Source organism: Qipengyuania sp., assembly GCF_965277845.1.
Classification (GTDB): Bacteria; Pseudomonadota; Alphaproteobacteria; order Sphingomonadales; family Sphingomonadaceae; genus Qipengyuania.
In genome coordinates this window covers 2,472,260-2,489,851 of sequence record NZ_OZ255844.1, presented here as the reverse complement: position 1 = coordinate 2,489,851, position 17,592 = coordinate 2,472,260, and the positions used below count along the sequence as shown (strand labels likewise).

Sequence of the window (17,592 nt, the reverse complement as noted above, 5' to 3'; positions counted from 1 at the left end):
CAGCCGGCCGCAGTCTAGCGCGGGATAGGCACAACCCAAAGATTCCCGGTCGTCGACGCCGCTTCTGCTGCCCCGCCGACGAATCGCCTGGATGGATGAACCTGCTTCGCTCACAGCTCCATCGAACACAATTGGCAATCGAGGCGCTCGCCCCCTGATTTCTCTTGTCAGACCTCCGCTCCACGTGTTCCATCCCGCAGGCCTCGCTTGCGGGGCTTCGACATGTGACCTTAACGGCAGCGAAGGGGAGTAAGCAGCCGATGAGTGAGGATATCCTCGAATCCGAACTGCCGATTATCGATCCGCACCACCATTTGTGGGACTTGCGACCTCTGGTGCCGGCCTTTCCCGAGCCCCGTCACGATTTCATCGAAGCCATTGCCGGCGCGGCCTACTACACCTTCGACCAACTGCATGCGGATACGCACACCGGCCACAACATCGTCGGTACGGTATTCATGGAATGCGGCGCCTTCTACGATGCGAGCCGAGACGAGGCGATGAAACCCGTCGGCGAAGTCGAATTCGTCAATGGCGTGGCGGCGCAGGGAGCCAGCGGACTTTATGGCGATTACCGGCCCTGCGCGGCAATTGTCGGACATGCGGACCTGACGCTTGGCGACGCGGTCAAGCCGGTAATCGAGGCGCTGGTTGCCGCAGGTAATGGCCGCTTCAAGGGCATCCGTCATGCAGCGGCCTGGGACGCAGATCCCGAAGTGCTCGGCCCGCCCTTCCATGCGCCCGAAGGGCTATACGGCTCGGACGAATTTCACGCCGGCATGGCAGCTTACGCCGAATACGGCCTCACATTCGACGCCTGGCTGCTCGAGCCGCAACTCGGCGACGTGCTCGATCTGGCCAGGGCTTTTCCCGATCAGCAGTTCATCCTCGACCATTGCGGCACGCCGCTCGGTATCGCCTCCTATCGTGGCAAGCTGCACGAGCGCTTCGACAGCTGGCGGCGCTCGATCCATGCCATCGCCGAATGCCCCAACGTGGCCGTCAAGCTGGGCGGTCTCGCAATGGCATTTTGTGGATTGCCGGACGAAGGCCCTGCAAAAGGTTACGGCTCGGAGCATCTGGCAGGGCTTTGGCGCCCCTATATCGAAACTTGCATCGAGGCGTTCGGAGCGGATCGGGCGATGTTCGAATCGAACTATCCCGTCGATCGCTGGGGGGCCAGCTATCCGGTGTTGTGGAATGCGTTCAAGCGGCTAGCCAAGGGGCATAGCGCGGAGGAAAAGCGCGCGCTCTTCGCCGGTACGGCAGCGCGGATCTACGACATCGAACACATCCTGCCCGACGCTTGACGTTTACGTAACGTCACCCTCGACAAGCGGGTAAACGCACCATACGCCCGCCTCTCACGACATCAGAGAGGATCTGCCCGACATGACCCTGCCCGCCCCTTTCGACAGGTTGCGCCTGCCCGTCATCGGTTCGCCGCTGTTCATCGTCTCGGGGCCGGAACTCGTCATCGCGCAGTGCAAGGCGGGGATCGTGGGCGCCTTCCCGGCGCTCAATGCCCGTCCGCAGAGCCAGGTCGACGAATGGCTGCACCAGATTACCGAAGAACTCGCGGCGCACAATCGCGACAATCCGGATCGCCCGGCGGCCCCCTATGCCGTCAACCAGATCGTCCACAAGTCGAACGACCGGCTCGATGCGGATATGCAGACCTGCGCCAAATGGCAGGTGCCGATGGTCATCACCTCGCTCGGGGCGCGCGAGGAAGTCTTCCAGGCGGTAGACAATTGGGGCGGCATTACCTTGCACGACGTCATCAACAACCGCTTCGCGCGAAAGGCGATCGAGAAGGGCGCGACCGGCCTGATCCCGGTTGCTGCGGGTGCCGGCGGACATGCCGGCGTGCTCAGCCCCTTCGCGCTGATGCAGGAAATCCGCGACTGGTTCGACGGCCTCGTCGCGCTGTCGGGCTCGATCGGACACGGCCGCTCGATCCTAGGCGCACAGGCGCTGGGTGCGGATTTCGCTTATATTGGATCCCCCTGGATCGCCACTACTGAGGCCAATGCCGACGAACGCTACAAGCAGGCCATCGTAGAAGGCAGCGCCGATGGCATCGTCTACACCAATCTCTTCACCGGAGTGCATGGCAATTACCTGCGCTCGAGCATCGAAGGCGCGGGCCTCGATCCCGAAAACTTGCCCGAGAGCGATCCCAGCAAAATGAATTTCGGCAGCGGCGGCAACACCAAGGCCAAGGCGTGGAAGGATATCTGGGGATCGGGCCAGGGTATCGGTACGGTCAGGGAAAGCGCTCCCGTCGAAGACACCGTCGCTCGCCTTGAGCGTGAATACGTCGCGGCCAAGGAAGCACTGGCCAAGGCGACCGCTTAGGGCGCAGTCGCGCCCCACAAGACTTCGGCCATCGCATCGAGGTCGGAGAAATCGATTCCCCTTCCGAGCGGGTCCCTGCGGTTGAGCCGCAGCGGTTTGCGTTCGTCGAGCAGCCGCCGACGCAGGGCGCGCTGGAGCACGGCGAGCCGCATCAGCGCCATCTGCGCCGCCCCGTGCGGGTCGGCAAGATTCTGGCGCGACCATTGCCTTTCGACGCTGCCAACGCGTTCGATGACCATCTGGTTGTAATTGCGATGCGGCCCCCGGTGAAGCGGTAGCGCGAGCCGCAGGGCAGCGTCTTCGCTCGCTGGCAACAGCAAACCGTTCAGGCGAAAATCGTCGAAGCCGATTCGATCTGCGCCCAGAATATCTAACAGCGGCTCGATACACGCCTCACCCAGCAATTGGCGGGGTAGGAGATGATGCCTCTGCAGACCGGGATCGTGTTGCGGCGAACCGCGCCGGTTGACCGCCCGAAACGGGAGACGTTTTCGAGGGATCGTTGCTTGGTTTGGTGCCCGTCCCTTCACGAGAGCCTAAGCGCGAGTGATCCGGATAAGTCCTGCGTTGGGATCGGGTACGAGCAATAGTGTGTCGCCGGCCTCGGTTACGAATTCGCGGCTTGCGGACAAGCATTCGCGACCTACCAGTTCGTGTACGACACGCACGGCGAGACGCGTTGCCGTGGTTCTATCGGTGCACAAGCCGGGCTCGATCGCCATTTCGCTGCCGATAAAGAAATCCAGCCCCTCGGTGGTCAGCGCCCCTCGCTCGTCGAAGCGCATACCGAGCATGCCGAGAGCGGGGAACGGCCCGCCGGCAAGCCAGGCATCGACAGTCCGGGCGAAGAATTTCGGAGCTATCGCCGAACGCGCGGGTGGCCAGCAGACGGTCCTGATGCCGTCGAGTGACCTGGTCAGTGCGGCACCCAGGCCCAGGAGAGCGCGCACGATGGGCAGAGCATTCGCACCATGCGCGATATGCGGACCGGGAAAGAGCCCAAGCGCTTCGCCCGACGCCTCGCTTTCGACTTCGCAATTGAACAGATATTCGATTTCCGGAATGGCGATGCCGGGCCCCGGACACAGGCCGAGCAGGTCGAAGGTCAATCCATCGGCAAGCAATTCGAGCCAATCGGAATCGTCTTCCAAAGGATCCTTTCGAACAACGACATGCGGCGCATGCGCAGCGATGGCGGGATCGTGGCTGATCGAGATGCGGGGGTGATGCGCCAATGCCGCTCGAATGGTTTCGCAGTCGGGCCGACTCCCATGTTCGAACAAGAGCACCAAGCCGCGCGCGGCCGGCGCATGCTTTCTGCCGCTTCGCGCATGGTCCATCACCGTTTGCTGCCGCCCTTCTCCCCCATGACCGCAACCTTGACCGCAATCCGATACCCCGTCGAGTCCGCATGGGGTTTATGATCGAGTTCGGATGAACTTCAGAAGATGCCCTGCGCAATTCCTTCGGCCAGCGCCGCTCCGAGTTCGACCGCCCTGTCCAGCGACGCTTCATCGACCGTCTTCGGAGCCAGGATTTCTTCCGGCTCCTGCGCATCCATCATCTCGATCCACGGTTCGGTCACGCGCTTGAGCCGCCAACCCGTTGCGATTCGATCGATCTGCCGTTGGGCGCCTTCCCCATCGGAGCCCGCGGCGATGACCGTGGCATAGGGTCTGCCTTCGATGCGCCCGAGGACGGGGTAGTAGCAGCGGTCGAACATCTCCTTCATTTCACCGCTCATGCTGGCGAGATTTTCCGGGCAACAGAACAGATATCCGCCGGCCGCGAGGAGATCTTCCGGCGAGACGTCGGCGGCGCGCATCAGGCGACCGCCCTCCCCCGAACCCCGGTTTGCCGCGCGAGCGATCTGTTCGCTGGTTCCGGTACGACTGTGCCAGATGATGAGCAGTGGGCCTGTGGACATCGATGAAGCATCGCCAGCGCCTGTCGATTGTCAATCGGCGGAACTATCGCCGCCCGCACGCAGCAGCTATTGTCGACCACATGGCATCGCAGGCCCTCTCGCATGTTTTCGGGGTTTCCTCTTCTCTCACCGGTCGCGCCTGGCGCTGGCGGGGGGGGAATATGGAATTGGGTAGCCGTTCCGCATTGGAAGACGATATCGTCCGGCAACTCTTGCTGTCGCGCGGGGTCGAGCCCGAGGATATCGAGCGCCATCGTAATCCCACACTTCGCAATTTCCTGCCCGACCCATCGGTGTTCCGTGACATGGATGTCGCCGCAGACCGGATCGCGCAGGCGGTCATCGCGGGCGAGACGATCACGATCTACGGCGATTACGACGTCGACGGGGCGACCAGTTCGGCATTGTTGATCCGCCTGTTGCGCGATCTGGGAACGGAGGCGGGATACTACATCCCCGACCGCCTGCTCGAAGGCTATGGCCCCTCCGGCGAGGCGTTGGTCAAGCTCGGCGAGGCCGGTTCCAACCTGATCGTGACCGTCGATTGCGGTGCCATGGCGCACGAGGCGCTGGGTATGGCGCATGAAGCCGGCATCGACGTTATCGTGGTCGACCACCACAAATGCTCCGCCGAACTTCCCAAGACGGTCGCTCTGGTCAATCCCAACCGGCTGGACGAAGAAGACGAGGCCGCGGCGCATGGCCACCTCGCCGCTGTCGGCGTCGCCTTCCTGCTTGCCATCGCATTGGTCCGCACCTTGCGTGAACGCGGCTTTTTCGCGCAGCGCAAAGAGCCCGACCTGCTGTCCCTGCTCGATGTCGTGGCGCTGGGTACGGTGGCCGATGTCGCCGCTTTGCACGGCCTCAACCGCGCATTCGTTTCGCAAGGCCTCAAGGTTATGGCCCGGCGCGACAATATCGGCATGGGCGCGTTGATCGACGCAAGCCGGCTCAAGCGCGCTCCCGCCTGTTCCGACCTCGGCTTTGCCCTGGGACCGCGCATCAATGCCGGCGGACGCGTAGGCGAGTCCACTCTGGGTGTTCGCCTGCTGACCACGCAAGATCCCGAGGAAGCGCGCGAAATCGCCGCGCAATTGTCCGCCCTCAACAAAGAGCGCCGCGCGATCGAGGCGACGGTACAGGAAGCGGCCGAAGAACAACTGGCAGCGCAACACAACCGTGCCGTCCACCTGCTCGCGGGCGAAGGCTGGCACCCCGGTGTGATCGGCATCGTCGCCGGCCGGATCAAGGAAAAGACTGGCAAGCCCTCGCTGGTAGTGGCCCTCGATGGCGACACCGGCAAGGGTTCCGGGCGCTCGATTGCCGGGGTCGACCTTGGCGCTGCGATCATCCGCGCACGCGACGAGGGATTGCTGGTCGCGGGCGGCGGACATGCGATGGCCGCCGGACTGACCGTGGCCGCAGACAAGGTCGACGCGCTCGCCGAATGGCTCGACGCGGCACTCGAAAGCCAGGTCGCGCGCGCCTCGGCAAACCGCGCAATGGCGCTCGACCTCGCGGTCGCCCCAGGCGGATTGACGCCCGAGCTGGTGCAGTCGCTCGAACAAGCCGGACCCTATGGCGTCGGCTGGCCCGGCCCTCGCGTCGCCGTGGGACCGGTCCGGCTCGTCAAATGCGATATCGTGGGGACCGATCATGTTCGCCTGATCGCGGCCGGCGACGATGGCAAGAGTTTCAAGGGCATCGCCTTTCGCGCCGCCGACAGCGATATGGGTCAAGCCCTCCTGCACGGCTCGCGCGGTCGCCGACTGTGGCTTGCGGGGCGGGTCAAGATCGACGATTGGGGTAGCAGACCGCAGGCCGAGCTGCACCTCGAGGATGCCGCCTGGGCCGATTGACGAAAATGCACGCATTCGAGGGTTGACGGCCCGCACCCCCGCGCCTAATTGGCCCGCCACGCCACCGACCCGCCAAGCGGGTGTGGCCCGTTCGTCTAGCGGTTAGGACGCGGCCCTTTCACGGCTGAAACACGGGTTCGATTCCCGTACGGGTCACCACGGTGGCGGTATTGCCTTGGCAATCCGCGAAAAGCGCCACGCATGTGGCCCGTTCGTCTAGCGGTTAGGACGCGGCCCTTTCACGGCTGAAACACGGGTTCGATTCCCGTACGGGTCACCACCTTTCCCAAGTTCCGAAAAGCCGCTGGCGCGCAGTGCCGCCCCTCGCTAAGCCGCGCGGCCATGAGCAAGCGAAGCTTTCCCTGGTCCGGATTCGTGCTGGCAGTCGCCGCCTGCACGATCCTTGCAACGCTAGAGATCGACCTCGTCTATGTCGGCCTTGTCCTGATAGTCTGGATCGGCTCGCTCTATCTCGTTGCGGCGCGTCCGCCAGAGGTCAAAGAAGTGTCGTCGGGCCGTGCCTTCACCCGGGACAACATGGCGGATCTCTTCGAGCATTCCGAAACGCCCGTCGTCATCACGGAACGCGACCGCGTGGTCATCGCCAATCTCTCGGCGCGAAAGCTGTTGGGCGGCCACATCGTCGGACAGGACGTGCGAATGGCGCTGCGCCAGCCGGAAGCGATCCGGCTGCTCGAGCGCAATGCCGAAGGCGGTGCGGTGGTCCGCGGCCTCGCCCGCCGGACCGACATCTGGCGGATCAACCGCAAGACCCTGCCAGGCGAACTCGCCGTCATCGAGTTCGTCAACAAGACCGCCGAAGCCGATATCGCCCGGGCGCACACCGATTTCGTCGCAAATGCCAGCCACGAATTGCGCACGCCGCTGGCCGCGATCATCGGCTACGTCGAAACGCTGCGCGAAGATGTCGAAAACCTCGATCCCAAGATGGCCGACAAATTTCTCGGCACGATCCAGCGCGAAGCCAAGCGTTTGCAGGATCTCGTCAGCGATCTGATGTCGCTGTCTAGGATCGAAGCGGAAAAGCACGATCTGCCCGAACACACGCTCGAATTCGCCAAGCTCGCAGAACGCGCGGCACATGATGCGGCTGGTGGGAATCGCAGCCAGTGGCTCGATTTCGAAGCAACGGGCGAATTCACGATTCGCGGTGACCAGCAGCAGCTCGAACAACTCGTTCGTAACCTGGTCGACAACGGCTTCAAATATGGCTCGCCAAGCCAACCCGTTACCGTCCGCTTGCATCCCAAGGGACAGAATCGCCTGCGAATGACGGTCACCGACCGCGGCGATGGAATTGCGCCCGAGCACATTCCCCACCTTACCCGTCGGTTCTATCGCACGGATCCCGGCCGAAGCCGCGCCTCGGGGGGCACGGGCCTCGGGCTCGCCATCGTCAAGCATATCGTCGAACGCCATCGCGGACGGTTGGACATCGACAGCACGCTTGGCGAGGGCACGCGCGTCACGGTTACCCTACCACTGGAACGCGAGCAGGCAGAAACTTGATGGGACGCAATTGGCTGTTTTTCATGCGGTTGCATCAGGTGTCGTAAAGTCGGTGGCGAAGTGTCACATTAATGTAATTTAGTGGTCATAGAGGCGTCGCCGAAACGCAACTTTCCCTTCAAAGGAACCGCTTCGATGACCCGTACCCACCGCCTCTCCATGGCGGCTGCGGCGCTTTGCTGCACCATGGCCACACCGGTGCTTGCCCAGGATGCAACCGTTTCGGCCGAAGAATTGGCCCAATTGCGCGATCAACTCGCCGCGATGAGTGCCCGTATCGACCAGCTTGAAGATGCGCTGGAATCCGCCCAAGCCGCGAACGAAGCGCAGGACGCGACCATCGCTGCCCACGCAGAAGCCGTGGCAGCGAAGCCCGACCCCGTCGTGGCGACCCTTGAAAAGCGCGACGGATGGAGCTTCAAGCCGCGCGGCCGCCTGATGTACGATGCAGGCTGGACCGATGCTCCTGAATCGACCGGCGCAAGCGATGGTTTCGGTAACGAAGTTCGCCGCGCACGCCTCGGCGCATCGGGCGATATCCCTGGCGGTTTCGGTTACAAATTCGAGGTCGATTTCGCCGGTAACGAAGTCGAGGTCGCCGACGCCATTCTCTCCTACGAGGACGGCCCGATCGAGATCGCCATCGGCCATCACAACAATTTCCAGTCGCTCGAAGAGCTGACCAGCAGCCTGCACACCACCTTCATCGAACGCGCCGCCTTCACGGATGCCTTTGGTTTCGAACGTCGTATCGGCGCTTCGATACAGTACGCCAATGGCCCGCTGCTCGCACAGGCCGGTGTTTTCACCGACAATTTCGACGACACCGACAGCAAGAATCGCGGCGTCGACGCACGCCTCGTCTTCATGCCCAAGGCCGGCGATGCGCAGCTGCATTTCGGCGGCTCGTTCCACTACAATGATATCGACGACCCCGCGGCAACCGTTCGGTACCGCCAGCGTCCGCTGGTGCACTTCACTTCGGAGCGGTTCGTAAACACCGGCCGGCTTGGCGCGGATAGCGAAATGGGCTTCGGCCTCGAAGGTGCCGCCATTGTGGGTCGCTTCCACGCTGCGGCCGAGGGGTACTGGCAGAAGGTCGATATGCCGGGCATGGCCATCGATCCGACCTTCTTCGGCGGATATGTCGAGGCGGGCGTGTTCCTCACCGACGATTCGCGTGGATACAAGGGCGGCAAGTTCGACCGCACCAAGCCGAATGCCCCGGTCGGCGAAGGCGGCATGGGCTCGGTTCAGTTCAACCTGCGCTTCGACCACATCGATCTCAACGATGCCGGTATCCTCGGCGGAAAGCAGGCAGGCTATTTCGCCTCGCTGATCTGGAAGCCGACCGACTATACCGCATTCATGGTCAACTACGGCCGGCTTGACTACACCGACGCCGTGCTGGCCACGTCCACCGGCGACACGTCCTATGGCGTGGATGCTGTCGGCCTGCGCGCCCAGATCGACTTTTGACCGCTGGCCCTCATGCAATCGAAACCCGCCATATCACGGACCGGGTCAGATTATTGTCGCAACCATGTAACATTGAGTCGCTTTTGCGCCGCTAGCTACAAACCCAAGAGGCATCTCATGACCAAGACCAAATCCCTTATCTTCGCTGCGGTTTCGGCCGCTGCTCTCGCCGCATGCGGCAGCAATGGCGGTGACTCCGCGTCGCGGGATTCGATCCGCGCCGTCGGCTCGTCGACCGTCTTCCCCTTCGCCAAGGCGGTCTCGGAAGCCTTCGTGCGTTCGAATCCCGAATTCAAGTCGCCGATCATCGAATCGACCGGCACCGGGGGCGGCATGAAGCTGTTTTGCTCGGGCGTCGGCGCCGACACTCCCGATATGACCAATGCCTCGCGTCGCATGAAAGCGAGCGAATTCGCCGACTGCCAGGACAATGGCGTGGCTGATGTGATCGAATTGCAGGTCGGTCTCGACGGAATCGCTTTCGCTTCGGCACAGGGCGGCATCGAGATGAACCTGACGCCCAAGCAGGTTTACGAAGCGCTTGCCGCATCGCCCTATGGCGGCGAGCAGACCAACCAGACCTGGTCGGATGTCGACCCGTCGCTGCCCGACCAGCCCATTCTGGTCTACGGCCCACCCTCGACTTCGGGCACCCGCGACGCGTTGAAGGAACTCGTCCTTGAAGCCGGTTGCGAGACCAATGAGGACATGGAGGCTCTCAAGGAGAGCGACGAGGATCGCTACACCCAGATCTGCACCGAAGTCCGTTCGGACGGCGCCTATGTCGACCAGGGCGAACAGGACAATCTGATCGTCCAGAAGATCGAGGGCAATCCCAACGCCGTGGGTGTCTTCGGCTACAGCTATCTCGAAGAGAATGCCGACAAGGTGCAGGGCCTCAACATGAATGGCGTCGCCCCGACCTACGAGAACATTTCGAGCTTCGAATATCCCGGTGCCCGTCCGCTCTACGTTTACGTCAAGAAGGCACACCTCGATGCGATCCCGGGCCTGAAGGAATATCTCCTCCAGTGGACCAAGATGTGGTCGAAGGATGGTGATCTTGCCAAGATCGGCCTTGTGGCTTCGCCCGATGACGTTATGGCGGCCAACCTGAAGGCAGCCACCGAGTTCACGACGCTCGACGGCGCGCAGCTCAAGTAAGGTTGAATGTAACGCATGTCGCCAGCTATCCTGCTCTTCCTGGCCCTCGGGCTCGGGCTCGCCGGATGGTTGGCGGCTCGCGCTCGTGCATGGACCTTTCGGCGCGATAGCGCCAACGGCAGAATCGCCAGCCTGCCGAATTATCACGCGTGGTATGTCGCGCTCTGGATCATTCTTCCCGTCCTGGCATTCGTCGCGCTGTGGAGCGTGATCGCGCCCGGCCTTGTAAGCCAATCGGTACTGGCCAGCCCGGCAGCTGCCGATCTTCCCAATTTCGGGTTCCAGCGCCAGACCATTCTCAATGAAGCGCGCGCCGTTGCGACCGGCGCCGCTCCGGCCGTGTTCAATCCACAAGCCGCCGCGCTCGTCGAACCCTATCGCGAGGCGCTGTCGCATTACAATCTGATCGGGATTGCGGTCACCGCACTGATTGCGTTTCTCGGGGGGACCTATGCCTTCCTCCGCCTGAAGCCCGATTTCGCGGCGCGGACCAAGGTCGAACGGATCGTGATGGCGATCCTGCTGGCCGCCTCGCTGGTGGCGATCCTGACCACAATCGGCATCCTTGCCAGCCTTGTATTCGAGACCGCCCGCTTCTTCGGGATGGTTTCGCCGATCGATTTCCTGTTCGGGACGCATTGGGGCCCCGACCCCATGGCCAATCCGGACAATCCTGATCCAACCCGCTACGGCGCCGTTCCGCTATTCTGGGGTACGCTTTTCATCGGCGCGATAATCGCGATGATCGTGGCGATCCCGCTCGGATTGATGAGCGCGATCTACCTCACCCAATATGCCAATCCGACGCTGCGAAAGTGGATCAAGCCGACGCTCGAGATTCTCGCCGGCGTTCCGACCGTGGTCTATGGGTACTTTGCCGCGCTTACCATTGCGCCTGCGATCCGCGACATCGCCCTCTCGCTCGGTGCAAGCAATCCCTCGACCGAAAGCGCGCTGGCGGCAGGACTCGTCATGGGTGTGATGATCATTCCCTTCGTCTCCTCGATGGCCGACGACAGCATCACCGCGGTCCCGCAAGCCATGCGCGACGGCAGCCTGGCCATGGGCGCAACCACCAGCGAGACCATCCGCCGCGTTCTCGTGCCCGCTGCACTGCCCGGCATCGTCGCCGGGATCATGCTCGCCATCAGCCGCGCCATCGGCGAAACGATGATCGTGGTGATGGCCGCCTCGACCGCCGCCAACCTGTCGGCCAATCCTCTCGATCGGATGACCACGGTGACCGTCCAGATCGTCAAGATGCTGACCGGTGAAGGCAGCTTCGATCACCCGGCAACGCTCAGCGCATTCGCACTGGGATTCGTGCTCTTTATGGTCACGCTCGGCCTCAACTTCATCGCGCTCAGCGTGGTCAAAAGGTATCGCGAAGCTTATGAGTGAGCGCGTCGCCCCCACCCGCACGCCCGCCTTCGAGGCACGGCTCAAGAAACGCTATGCTGCCGAACGGCGGTTCAAGGCCATCGGCCTGACCGCGATCCTGTTCTCGGTTGCAGTGCTCTTGTTCCTCCTGGCGACGATGACCTTCAACGGGATCGGCGGTTTCCAGCGGGTGGAACTGCAGGTTCCGGTGGATTTCACAGAGGCCGGGATCGCGGTCGACCCTGCATCCATGGAGCAGCCCGGTGCCCTCGCCACGCTAGAAGCGCAGGGCCTCCGCGATGTCGTGCGCTTTTTCGCAGAAGAGGAATTGGGCGAGGAAGCGGCGCAGCAAGTCGGCTCGCAGGCCTGGCGCGATGTGGCTGCGGCGATCATGGCCGATCCGTCGATCCTGCGCGAGGAGGTGGAGTTCTCTCTGCCCGCATCGGCGGATCTCGCCTCAGGCTACGAGGGCGAAGGCTCGCAGGACATGCAGGCGCTCGCTGCGCAACTCTACGAACGCGGCCAGATCGAGAAGAATTTCGACGGCGGGTTCCTCACCCGCTCGGATGCCACCAATCCGCAGCAGGTCGGCATCTGGGGTGCGCTCAAGGGGTCGATGCTGACGATGATCGTCACGCTCCTGCTCGCCTTCCCAATCGGCGTCCTCGCGGCGCTTTACCTCGAAGAGTATGCGCCAAAGAACAAATGGACCGACTTCATCGAACTGTCGATCAACAACCTCGCGGCAGTTCCCTCGATCATTTTCGGCCTGCTCGGTCTCGCCGTATTTCTGACCCTGTTCCCGAACCTGCGATCTGCGCCGGTCATCGGCGGGATGACGCTCGCGCTCATGACCATGCCCGTAATCGTGATTTCGGGCCGTAACGCAATCAAGGCGGTGCCGCCCAGCATCCGCGACGGGGCACTCGCGGTGGGCGCATCGCCCGTGCAGGTCGTGTTCCACCATGTCCTGCCGCTGGCGCTGCCCGGCATCCTGACCGGCACGATTATCGGCATGGCCCGCGCGCTGGGCGAAACCGCCCCGCTGCTGATGATCGGCATGCGCGCATTCGTCGCCACCCCGCCCGACGGCTTCACATCGCCGGCCACGGTGCTGCCTATGCAGATCTTCCTGTGGTCCGACGAAATCGACCGCGGCTTCGTGGAACGCACCAGCGCGGCGATCATCGTGCTATTGCTGTTCCTGCTCGTTATGAACGGGCTCGCTATCTACCTGCGCAACAAATTCGAGAAAACCTGGTGACCGTAGTCCACGACAACCTCGAGAAGACCGAAGCGAAGATGAGCGCGAAGGGTGTCTCCGTCTTCTACGGCGACAAAAAGGCGATCGACGACGTGTCGATCGACATCCCGACCGAATACGTCACCGCGTTCATCGGCCCGTCGGGCTGCGGCAAATCGACGTTCCTGCGCACGCTCAACCGCATGAACGATACGATTCCCACGGCGCGGGTCGAAGGCGAGATCGATCTAGACGGACAGGATATCTACCGTTCGGGCATGGATGTCGTGCAATTGCGCGCGCGTGTGGGAATGGTGTTCCAGAAACCCAATCCCTTCCCCAAATCGATATACGACAATATCGCCTATGGGCCGAAGATCCACGGACTGGCCGAGGGCAAGGACGAACTCGATGCGATCGTCGAGAAGTCGCTCAAGCGCGCAGGTTTGTGGGAAGAGGTGAAGGACCGGCTGCAGGACAGTGGCACTGCCTTGTCGGGCGGTCAGCAGCAGCGCCTGTGCATCGCACGCGCCATCGCTGTCGATCCGGAAGTCATACTGATGGACGAACCCTGTTCGGCGCTGGATCCGATCGCAACCGCGAAGATCGAAGAGCTGATTGCCGAACTGAGCGGTCGATTCGCGATCGTCATCGTGACCCACTCGATGCAGCAGGCTGCTCGGGTCAGCCAGCGTACTGCGTTCTTCCACCTGGGAAAAATGGTGGAATATGGCCGGACTTCTGACATATTCACGAATCCGCACGAGCAGCGCACCCAGGATTACATCACGGGCCGCTACGGATAAGATTATGAACTCGATGCACGAACACACTGTAAAGGCCTTCGACGAGGACATCACCCGTCTGCGCGGGTTGATCGCCGAAATGGGCGGCCTCGCAGAAGCCGCGATCGCCCGGTCCCTCGAAGCGCTAGTCAAAGGCGACGACGAGCTCTCGGACAAGGTCATAAAAGGCGACAAGAAGATCGACGCTCTCGAGAGCGAGATCGACAAGCTCGCCGTGCGGATCATTGCCCTGCGTGCGCCGATGGCCGACGATCTTCGCGAAGTGATCGCGGCGCTGAAGATCGCTGGCGTCGTGGAGCGCATCGGCGACTATTCCAAGAACATCGCCAAGGCGAGCAAGCAAATCGGCGGCAATCGCAAGCAGTTCGAGCCGCTTACCCTGCTTCCGGCCATGGCCGAGGTCGCTGCAGAAATGGTTCACGACGTGCTGACCGCCTATGCCGCCCGCGACGCCGAACTGGCGCGCGAAGTGATCGCGGCGGACGAGAAGGTCGATGCGTTCTATAATTCGATTTTCCGCAACCTCGTCAGCCACATGGTCGAAAATCCTTCGACCATTTCGAGCGCCGCGCAAATGCTGTTCATTGCGCGCAACCTCGAACGTATCGGCGACCATGCGACCAATGTCGCCGAAATGGTGCACTTTGCGGCAACCGGCAACTATCCGGTCGACGAGGATGGTTGACACAAAATTGTAGTGCGGAGGTCATAAAGCCTTGCAGACCGAAGTTGAAACTTCCCGGAAAGGCAAGGACTTGCACGCCGCCAAACTGCTCCTGGTAGAGGACGATCCGGCCCTCTCCGAACTGCTCGAATATCGCTTCACCAACGAAGGCTATCAGGTCCGCACGACTTCCGATGGCGATGAAGCTCTGCTGCTCGCTTCCGAGGACGTTCCCGACCTCGTCATCCTCGACTGGATGATCGAGGGGACCAGCGGGATCGAGGTCTGCCGTCGCCTGCGCCGCGACAAGGAAACCGCGCACGTCCCGATCATCATGCTGACCGCGCGCGAGGCCGAGGACGATCGCGTTCGAGGTCTAGATACCGGGGCCGACGATTATCTGACGAAGCCCTTTTCGCCGCGCGAATTGCTCGCCCGCGTTGCCGCCGTGATGCGCCGCATCCGCCCAGCGCTTGCGGGCGAAAGCATCGAGGTGGGTGACATCACGCTCGACCCTGTAGCGCACAAGGTGACACGGCGTGGCCGCACGCTCCAGCTCGGGCCGACAGAATACCGCCTGCTCAAATTCTTCATGGAAAGTCCGGGCCGCGTATTCAGTCGCGGGCAATTGCTCGACGGCGTGTGGGGCACCGAGAGCGAGATCGAACTGCGCACGGTCGATGTCCATATCCGCCGCCTGCGCAAGGCCATCGAGATCGAGGGGGCCAAGGATCCCGTCCGCACGGTTCGCAGCGCCGGATATTCGCTCGAAGCGTAAGCGACCGGTTCAGCGCGGAAACAGGTAGATTGCCCTAACGTTCTTCGCTTACGGAGAACGCGTATGTTCGAGAAGCCCCTTGCCGCCCTGATGGCGTGCTGTTGCACGGCCGCGGTCTTAGCATGCATTCCCGCGGTCCAGGAAGGCGACAGCACCGAAGGCGAGCTCGCTTCGGGTGCGGGCTCTTCGCCGGCTCCCTCGGCCGTGCCAGTCGCCAGCAGTCGCGAAATCGATGGTAAATGGGACATTGTCAGCTTCGACGATTACGAGCCCGCGCGGCTTCGCGGCGCGACCCGTGTCGCCTTTGCCGATTTCGGCGACAGCGGAGTCTCACTGCGGATCGAATGCAATTATTCGGGCGCAGCAGGCGTAGTCGTCGATGGCAGGTTCGAACCCAGACCCGACGAAGGCATTCAGACGGCCATGGGCTGCGGCGAAGAACGCGAGGCGCGCGATGCTGCGCTGTTCGGCTTCTTCCGGACATCACCGACGGTCGAGCGACTGCCAGACGGCAAGCTCGTCCTGAGGGCAAACGGGAAGGAACTCCTGCTTCAGCGCCCAGACGAGCGCAGGCTCGAATTCCTGCCGCGCCCTGCCGAACTCGAAGGCAATTGGCGCATGGTCGGCGTAACGCGCTATCTCGACGGCAACGGCTATGCCGGCATCGGCCTGTCGGACGTGCCCGGACGCGTGCGCTTCGCCGATGGCCGGGCCAGCTACACGGGCTGCGTGCAATATGATTTCGCCTACAGCTATTCCGAAGAGGGGCGTCTACTGAAAACCTCTGGCCCTGCCGTTCCGTCCACACCGACGGATTGCAGCGAGCTTGGCACAAAGCGGCAGGGTTCGGCCGAGATGCCGGTCCAGTGGGACGCGCTGAGGGTTCTCCACGCGAGTCCGCTGGTCGAATGGGCCGGACCGGAGGAAATCCTCATATCGACCGACAGTATCGGCCTGGTGCTATCGCGCGCTCCGTAATGGACGATGGAACAGTCGGGCGATCGCTCGGCAACCGACAAGGTCGATTGCGCCTCGTCCCGCTAGCGGCACACTCCGCGCCAACGGGGACTCATATCCAAGTGAAAATGATCGGCGTGCGCGGCGTTGTAGTCGGGCGAGAGGACGGTGGCGAAGCTGCCGCAGGCCCCGTCGCGCACCTCGCGTAGGAAGCGCCCCTCGTCGCCCTCGCCTCGCCAGTCGCGCAGCACGCTGATGCGCGTGCCATCCTCGAGCACGAAACCGGCGATATCCAGCGCATTCGCGGTCGCGTGCTCGCTCCAGGGACCCTCGTCGCGCCCATAGAGGCGGCGGCAGGAATAGGCGCCAAGGTGCTCTATTTCGGCAATTCCCGAATCGAAGATGCGTCGTGCCGCCGGGTCGAGAACGTCTCGTTCCCACAGGAGCAGCGCGATCGCGGCCGGACAGGTGACCGGCGGGGTCGCCGGCGAGAGCGGTAAGTCGCCGAGCCGGGTGCGGTCCTCTCTGCGGCACGCGCCCTCGCCCGCCGGTTCGAGCACCTCGTGCGCGATATCGCTGCGTTCGAGCACCGCGCGGCATGCGCGAACGTCGTCGCGCAGCGCGCGCAGCTTGGCCTCGGTCGCCCAGCCCACCGGGTGGCGCAGGTCGAGCGGAGCCCAGGGATCGTGCTGCGGATGTGCGGCCAGCCATGCGCGTCCGGCAAGCAGGCAGGCTGCGAGTATCAGCAGCAGGACCATGCGCCGGTCGCCGGCGAATGTCCCGATACTCCGCGATATCGTCAGCTTCACAACCCGCTCTCCAGCAGTTCGGCCAGAACCAGTGCCGAGATCACCAGGAACAGCGCTCCGATGCCACGATCGATCCAGCGGCGGGTCGCGGCGCGCTCCATCAGGCGCGCGAGCCGTTGGCCGGCGACGATGTAGAGCGCGCCGATCGGCAGATCGATCGCCAGCGCCAGCACCGCTAAAATCACGATCTGCGGGCCGATTGTCGAGCCTGGATCGACGAAGGGCGGGATGATCGCGACCATGTAGATCAAAGATTTTGGATTGCCGATGCCGATGAATATCCCGTCGCGAAAGGCATGGCGCGATGGCTGCCGGGCGGGTGATGGCGCGTCGCCCTCCGGGTGGAAGGAATGGCGGATCGCCTGCACGCCGAGCCAGGCGAGATAGCCGATCCCGGCAAAGGCCAGCATGCGGAAGGCGAGCGGATAGGTCGCCGCCAGCGTCCCGAGCCCGAATGCGGCCAGCACCCACCAGGCGAGGTAACCGATCTGCATCCCCAGCAGCGCCGCCCAGCCCGAGCGCGCGCCGCGCCAGATCGCCTGCCCCATGACGAACAGCATCGACTGCCCCGGCACAAGGCTGGTGGTCGCGGTCACCAGCGCGAAGGCGACGAGCTTCTCGGCATCGATCATGTG

Annotated in this window: 17 protein-coding genes and 2 tRNA genes; 14 read left to right on the top strand and 5 right to left on the bottom strand. The window is 63.0% G+C overall.

The window, feature by feature from the left end:
* Window positions 1-260 precede the first annotated feature (260 nt).
* Window positions 261-1,310, top strand: coding sequence for an amidohydrolase family protein (locus ACQY4G_RS12170; RefSeq protein ID WP_421991229.1), 1,050 nt, complete (start codon window positions 261-263; stop codon window positions 1,308-1,310).
* A gap of 82 nt (window positions 1,311-1,392) precedes the next feature.
* On the top strand, window positions 1,393-2,361 hold the full coding sequence (locus ACQY4G_RS12165; RefSeq protein WP_067688593.1) for an NAD(P)H-dependent flavin oxidoreductase: 969 nt from the start codon (window positions 1,393-1,395) through the stop codon (window positions 2,359-2,361).
* Here the strand turns inward: ACQY4G_RS12165 and ACQY4G_RS12160 are convergent.
* The 3 genes from ACQY4G_RS12160 to ACQY4G_RS12150 all read right to left on the bottom strand — a co-directional run bounded on the left by ACQY4G_RS12160 (window position 2,358) and on the right by ACQY4G_RS12150 (window position 4,288).
* On the bottom strand, window positions 2,358-2,891 hold the full coding sequence (locus ACQY4G_RS12160) for an AHH domain-containing protein (protein WP_421991228.1): 534 nt from the start codon (window positions 2,889-2,891) through the stop codon (window positions 2,358-2,360). The genes ACQY4G_RS12165 and ACQY4G_RS12160 overlap by 4 nt on opposite strands.
* Window positions 2,892-2,897: 6 nt before the next feature.
* Window positions 2,898-3,596 (bottom strand): hypothetical protein, encoded by a 699-nt coding sequence (locus ACQY4G_RS12155; protein WP_421991226.1) that lies wholly within the window; start codon window positions 3,594-3,596, stop codon window positions 2,898-2,900.
* 206 nt (window positions 3,597-3,802) lie between these two features.
* A complete protein-coding gene (locus ACQY4G_RS12150; RefSeq protein WP_421991224.1) occupies window positions 3,803-4,288 on the bottom strand; it encodes a flavodoxin family protein in 486 nt (161 codons plus the stop codon).
* A gap of 80 nt (window positions 4,289-4,368) precedes the next feature.
* On the opposite strand from ACQY4G_RS12150, the gene recJ reads away from it, so the two are divergent.
* The 12 genes from recJ (at window position 4,369) to ACQY4G_RS12090 (ending at window position 16,169) form a co-directional block, all read left to right on the top strand.
* Complete coding sequence (recJ, locus tag ACQY4G_RS12145) at window positions 4,369-6,147, top strand: single-stranded-DNA-specific exonuclease RecJ (protein ID WP_421991222.1); 1,779 nt, start codon at window positions 4,369-4,371, stop codon at window positions 6,145-6,147.
* An 84-nt stretch (window positions 6,148-6,231) separates the two neighbouring features.
* Window positions 6,232-6,306 (top strand) — tRNA-Glu (locus ACQY4G_RS12140).
* A gap of 46 nt (window positions 6,307-6,352) precedes the next feature.
* Window positions 6,353-6,427 (top strand) — tRNA-Glu (locus tag ACQY4G_RS12135).
* Between the two features lie 62 nt (window positions 6,428-6,489).
* Entirely contained in the window at window positions 6,490-7,677 is a 1,188-nt protein-coding gene (locus ACQY4G_RS12130) for a sensor histidine kinase (RefSeq protein WP_291170360.1), read from the top strand.
* 135 nt (window positions 7,678-7,812) lie between these two features.
* Window positions 7,813-9,156 (top strand): porin, encoded by a 1,344-nt coding sequence (locus tag ACQY4G_RS12125; RefSeq protein WP_421991220.1) that lies wholly within the window; start codon window positions 7,813-7,815, stop codon window positions 9,154-9,156.
* A 117-nt stretch (window positions 9,157-9,273) separates the two neighbouring features.
* Window positions 9,274-10,320, top strand: a complete 1,047-nt coding sequence (locus ACQY4G_RS12120) for a substrate-binding domain-containing protein (protein ID WP_421991218.1) — start codon at window positions 9,274-9,276, stop codon at window positions 10,318-10,320.
* A 15-nt stretch (window positions 10,321-10,335) separates the two neighbouring features.
* A complete protein-coding gene (pstC, locus tag ACQY4G_RS12115) occupies window positions 10,336-11,721 on the top strand; it encodes a phosphate ABC transporter permease subunit PstC (RefSeq protein ID WP_421991216.1) in 1,386 nt (461 codons plus the stop codon).
* Window positions 11,714-12,964 (top strand): phosphate ABC transporter permease PstA, encoded by a 1,251-nt coding sequence (gene pstA, locus ACQY4G_RS12110; RefSeq protein WP_291170368.1) that lies wholly within the window; start codon window positions 11,714-11,716, stop codon window positions 12,962-12,964. The genes pstC and pstA overlap by 8 nt, the downstream gene beginning before the upstream one ends.
* Before the next feature lie 38 nt (window positions 12,965-13,002).
* Window positions 13,003-13,749, top strand: coding sequence for a phosphate ABC transporter ATP-binding protein PstB (gene pstB, locus ACQY4G_RS12105; RefSeq protein ID WP_234002319.1), 747 nt, complete (start codon window positions 13,003-13,005; stop codon window positions 13,747-13,749).
* Between the two features lie 13 nt (window positions 13,750-13,762).
* Window positions 13,763-14,434, top strand: coding sequence for a phosphate signaling complex protein PhoU (phoU, locus tag ACQY4G_RS12100; protein WP_067690248.1), 672 nt, complete (start codon window positions 13,763-13,765; stop codon window positions 14,432-14,434).
* 70 nt (window positions 14,435-14,504) lie between these two features.
* A complete protein-coding gene (phoB, locus tag ACQY4G_RS12095; RefSeq protein WP_067690245.1) occupies window positions 14,505-15,191 on the top strand; it encodes a phosphate regulon transcriptional regulator PhoB in 687 nt (228 codons plus the stop codon).
* 63 nt (window positions 15,192-15,254) lie between these two features.
* The gene (locus tag ACQY4G_RS12090; protein WP_421991214.1) at window positions 15,255-16,169 is read left to right on the top strand and encodes a hypothetical protein; all 915 of its coding nucleotides are present in this window, start codon (window positions 15,255-15,257) and stop codon (window positions 16,167-16,169) included.
* A gap of 62 nt (window positions 16,170-16,231) precedes the next feature.
* Here the strand turns inward: ACQY4G_RS12090 and ACQY4G_RS12085 are convergent, their stop codons facing one another.
* Together ACQY4G_RS12085 and ACQY4G_RS12080 are read right to left on the bottom strand one after the other, a co-directional pair.
* The gene (locus ACQY4G_RS12085; RefSeq protein ID WP_421993652.1) at window positions 16,232-16,906 is read right to left on the bottom strand and encodes an extensin family protein; all 675 of its coding nucleotides are present in this window, start codon (window positions 16,904-16,906) and stop codon (window positions 16,232-16,234) included.
* Between the two features lie 47 nt (window positions 16,907-16,953).
* A complete protein-coding gene (locus ACQY4G_RS12080) occupies window positions 16,954-17,589 on the bottom strand; it encodes a LysE family translocator (protein WP_421991212.1) in 636 nt (211 codons plus the stop codon).
* Window positions 17,590-17,592 lie beyond the last annotated feature (3 nt).

What these genes read in the sequence shown, in the direction of transcription:
- ACQY4G_RS12170 (WP_421991229.1), top strand. Translation starts at nt 261, where the DNA reads ATGAGTGAGGATATCCTCGAATCCGAACTGCCGATTATCGATCCGCAC.
- ACQY4G_RS12165 (WP_067688593.1), top strand. Translation starts at nt 1,393, where the DNA reads ATGACCCTGCCCGCCCCTTTCGACAGGTTGCGCCTGCCCGTCATCGGT.
- ACQY4G_RS12150 (WP_421991224.1), bottom strand. Translation starts at nt 4,288, where the DNA reads ATGTCCACAGGCCCACTGCTCATCATCTGGCACAGTCGTACCGGAACC.
- recJ (WP_421991222.1), top strand. Translation starts at nt 4,369, where the DNA reads ATGGCATCGCAGGCCCTCTCGCATGTTTTCGGGGTTTCCTCTTCTCTC.
- ACQY4G_RS12130 (WP_291170360.1), top strand. Translation starts at nt 6,490, where the DNA reads ATGAGCAAGCGAAGCTTTCCCTGGTCCGGATTCGTGCTGGCAGTCGCC.
- ACQY4G_RS12125 (WP_421991220.1), top strand. Translation starts at nt 7,813, where the DNA reads ATGACCCGTACCCACCGCCTCTCCATGGCGGCTGCGGCGCTTTGCTGC.
- ACQY4G_RS12120 (WP_421991218.1), top strand. Translation starts at nt 9,274, where the DNA reads ATGACCAAGACCAAATCCCTTATCTTCGCTGCGGTTTCGGCCGCTGCT.
- pstC (WP_421991216.1), top strand. Translation starts at nt 10,336, where the DNA reads ATGTCGCCAGCTATCCTGCTCTTCCTGGCCCTCGGGCTCGGGCTCGCC.
- pstA (WP_291170368.1), top strand. Translation starts at nt 11,714, where the DNA reads ATGAGTGAGCGCGTCGCCCCCACCCGCACGCCCGCCTTCGAGGCACGG.
- pstB (WP_234002319.1), top strand. Translation starts at nt 13,003, where the DNA reads ATGAGCGCGAAGGGTGTCTCCGTCTTCTACGGCGACAAAAAGGCGATC.
- phoU (WP_067690248.1), top strand. Translation starts at nt 13,763, where the DNA reads ATGCACGAACACACTGTAAAGGCCTTCGACGAGGACATCACCCGTCTG.
- ACQY4G_RS12090 (WP_421991214.1), top strand. Translation starts at nt 15,255, where the DNA reads ATGTTCGAGAAGCCCCTTGCCGCCCTGATGGCGTGCTGTTGCACGGCC.
- ACQY4G_RS12085 (WP_421993652.1), bottom strand. Translation starts at nt 16,906, where the DNA reads ATGGTCCTGCTGCTGATACTCGCAGCCTGCCTGCTTGCCGGACGCGCA.
- ACQY4G_RS12080 (WP_421991212.1), bottom strand. Translation starts at nt 17,589, where the DNA reads ATGATCGATGCCGAGAAGCTCGTCGCCTTCGCGCTGGTGACCGCGACC.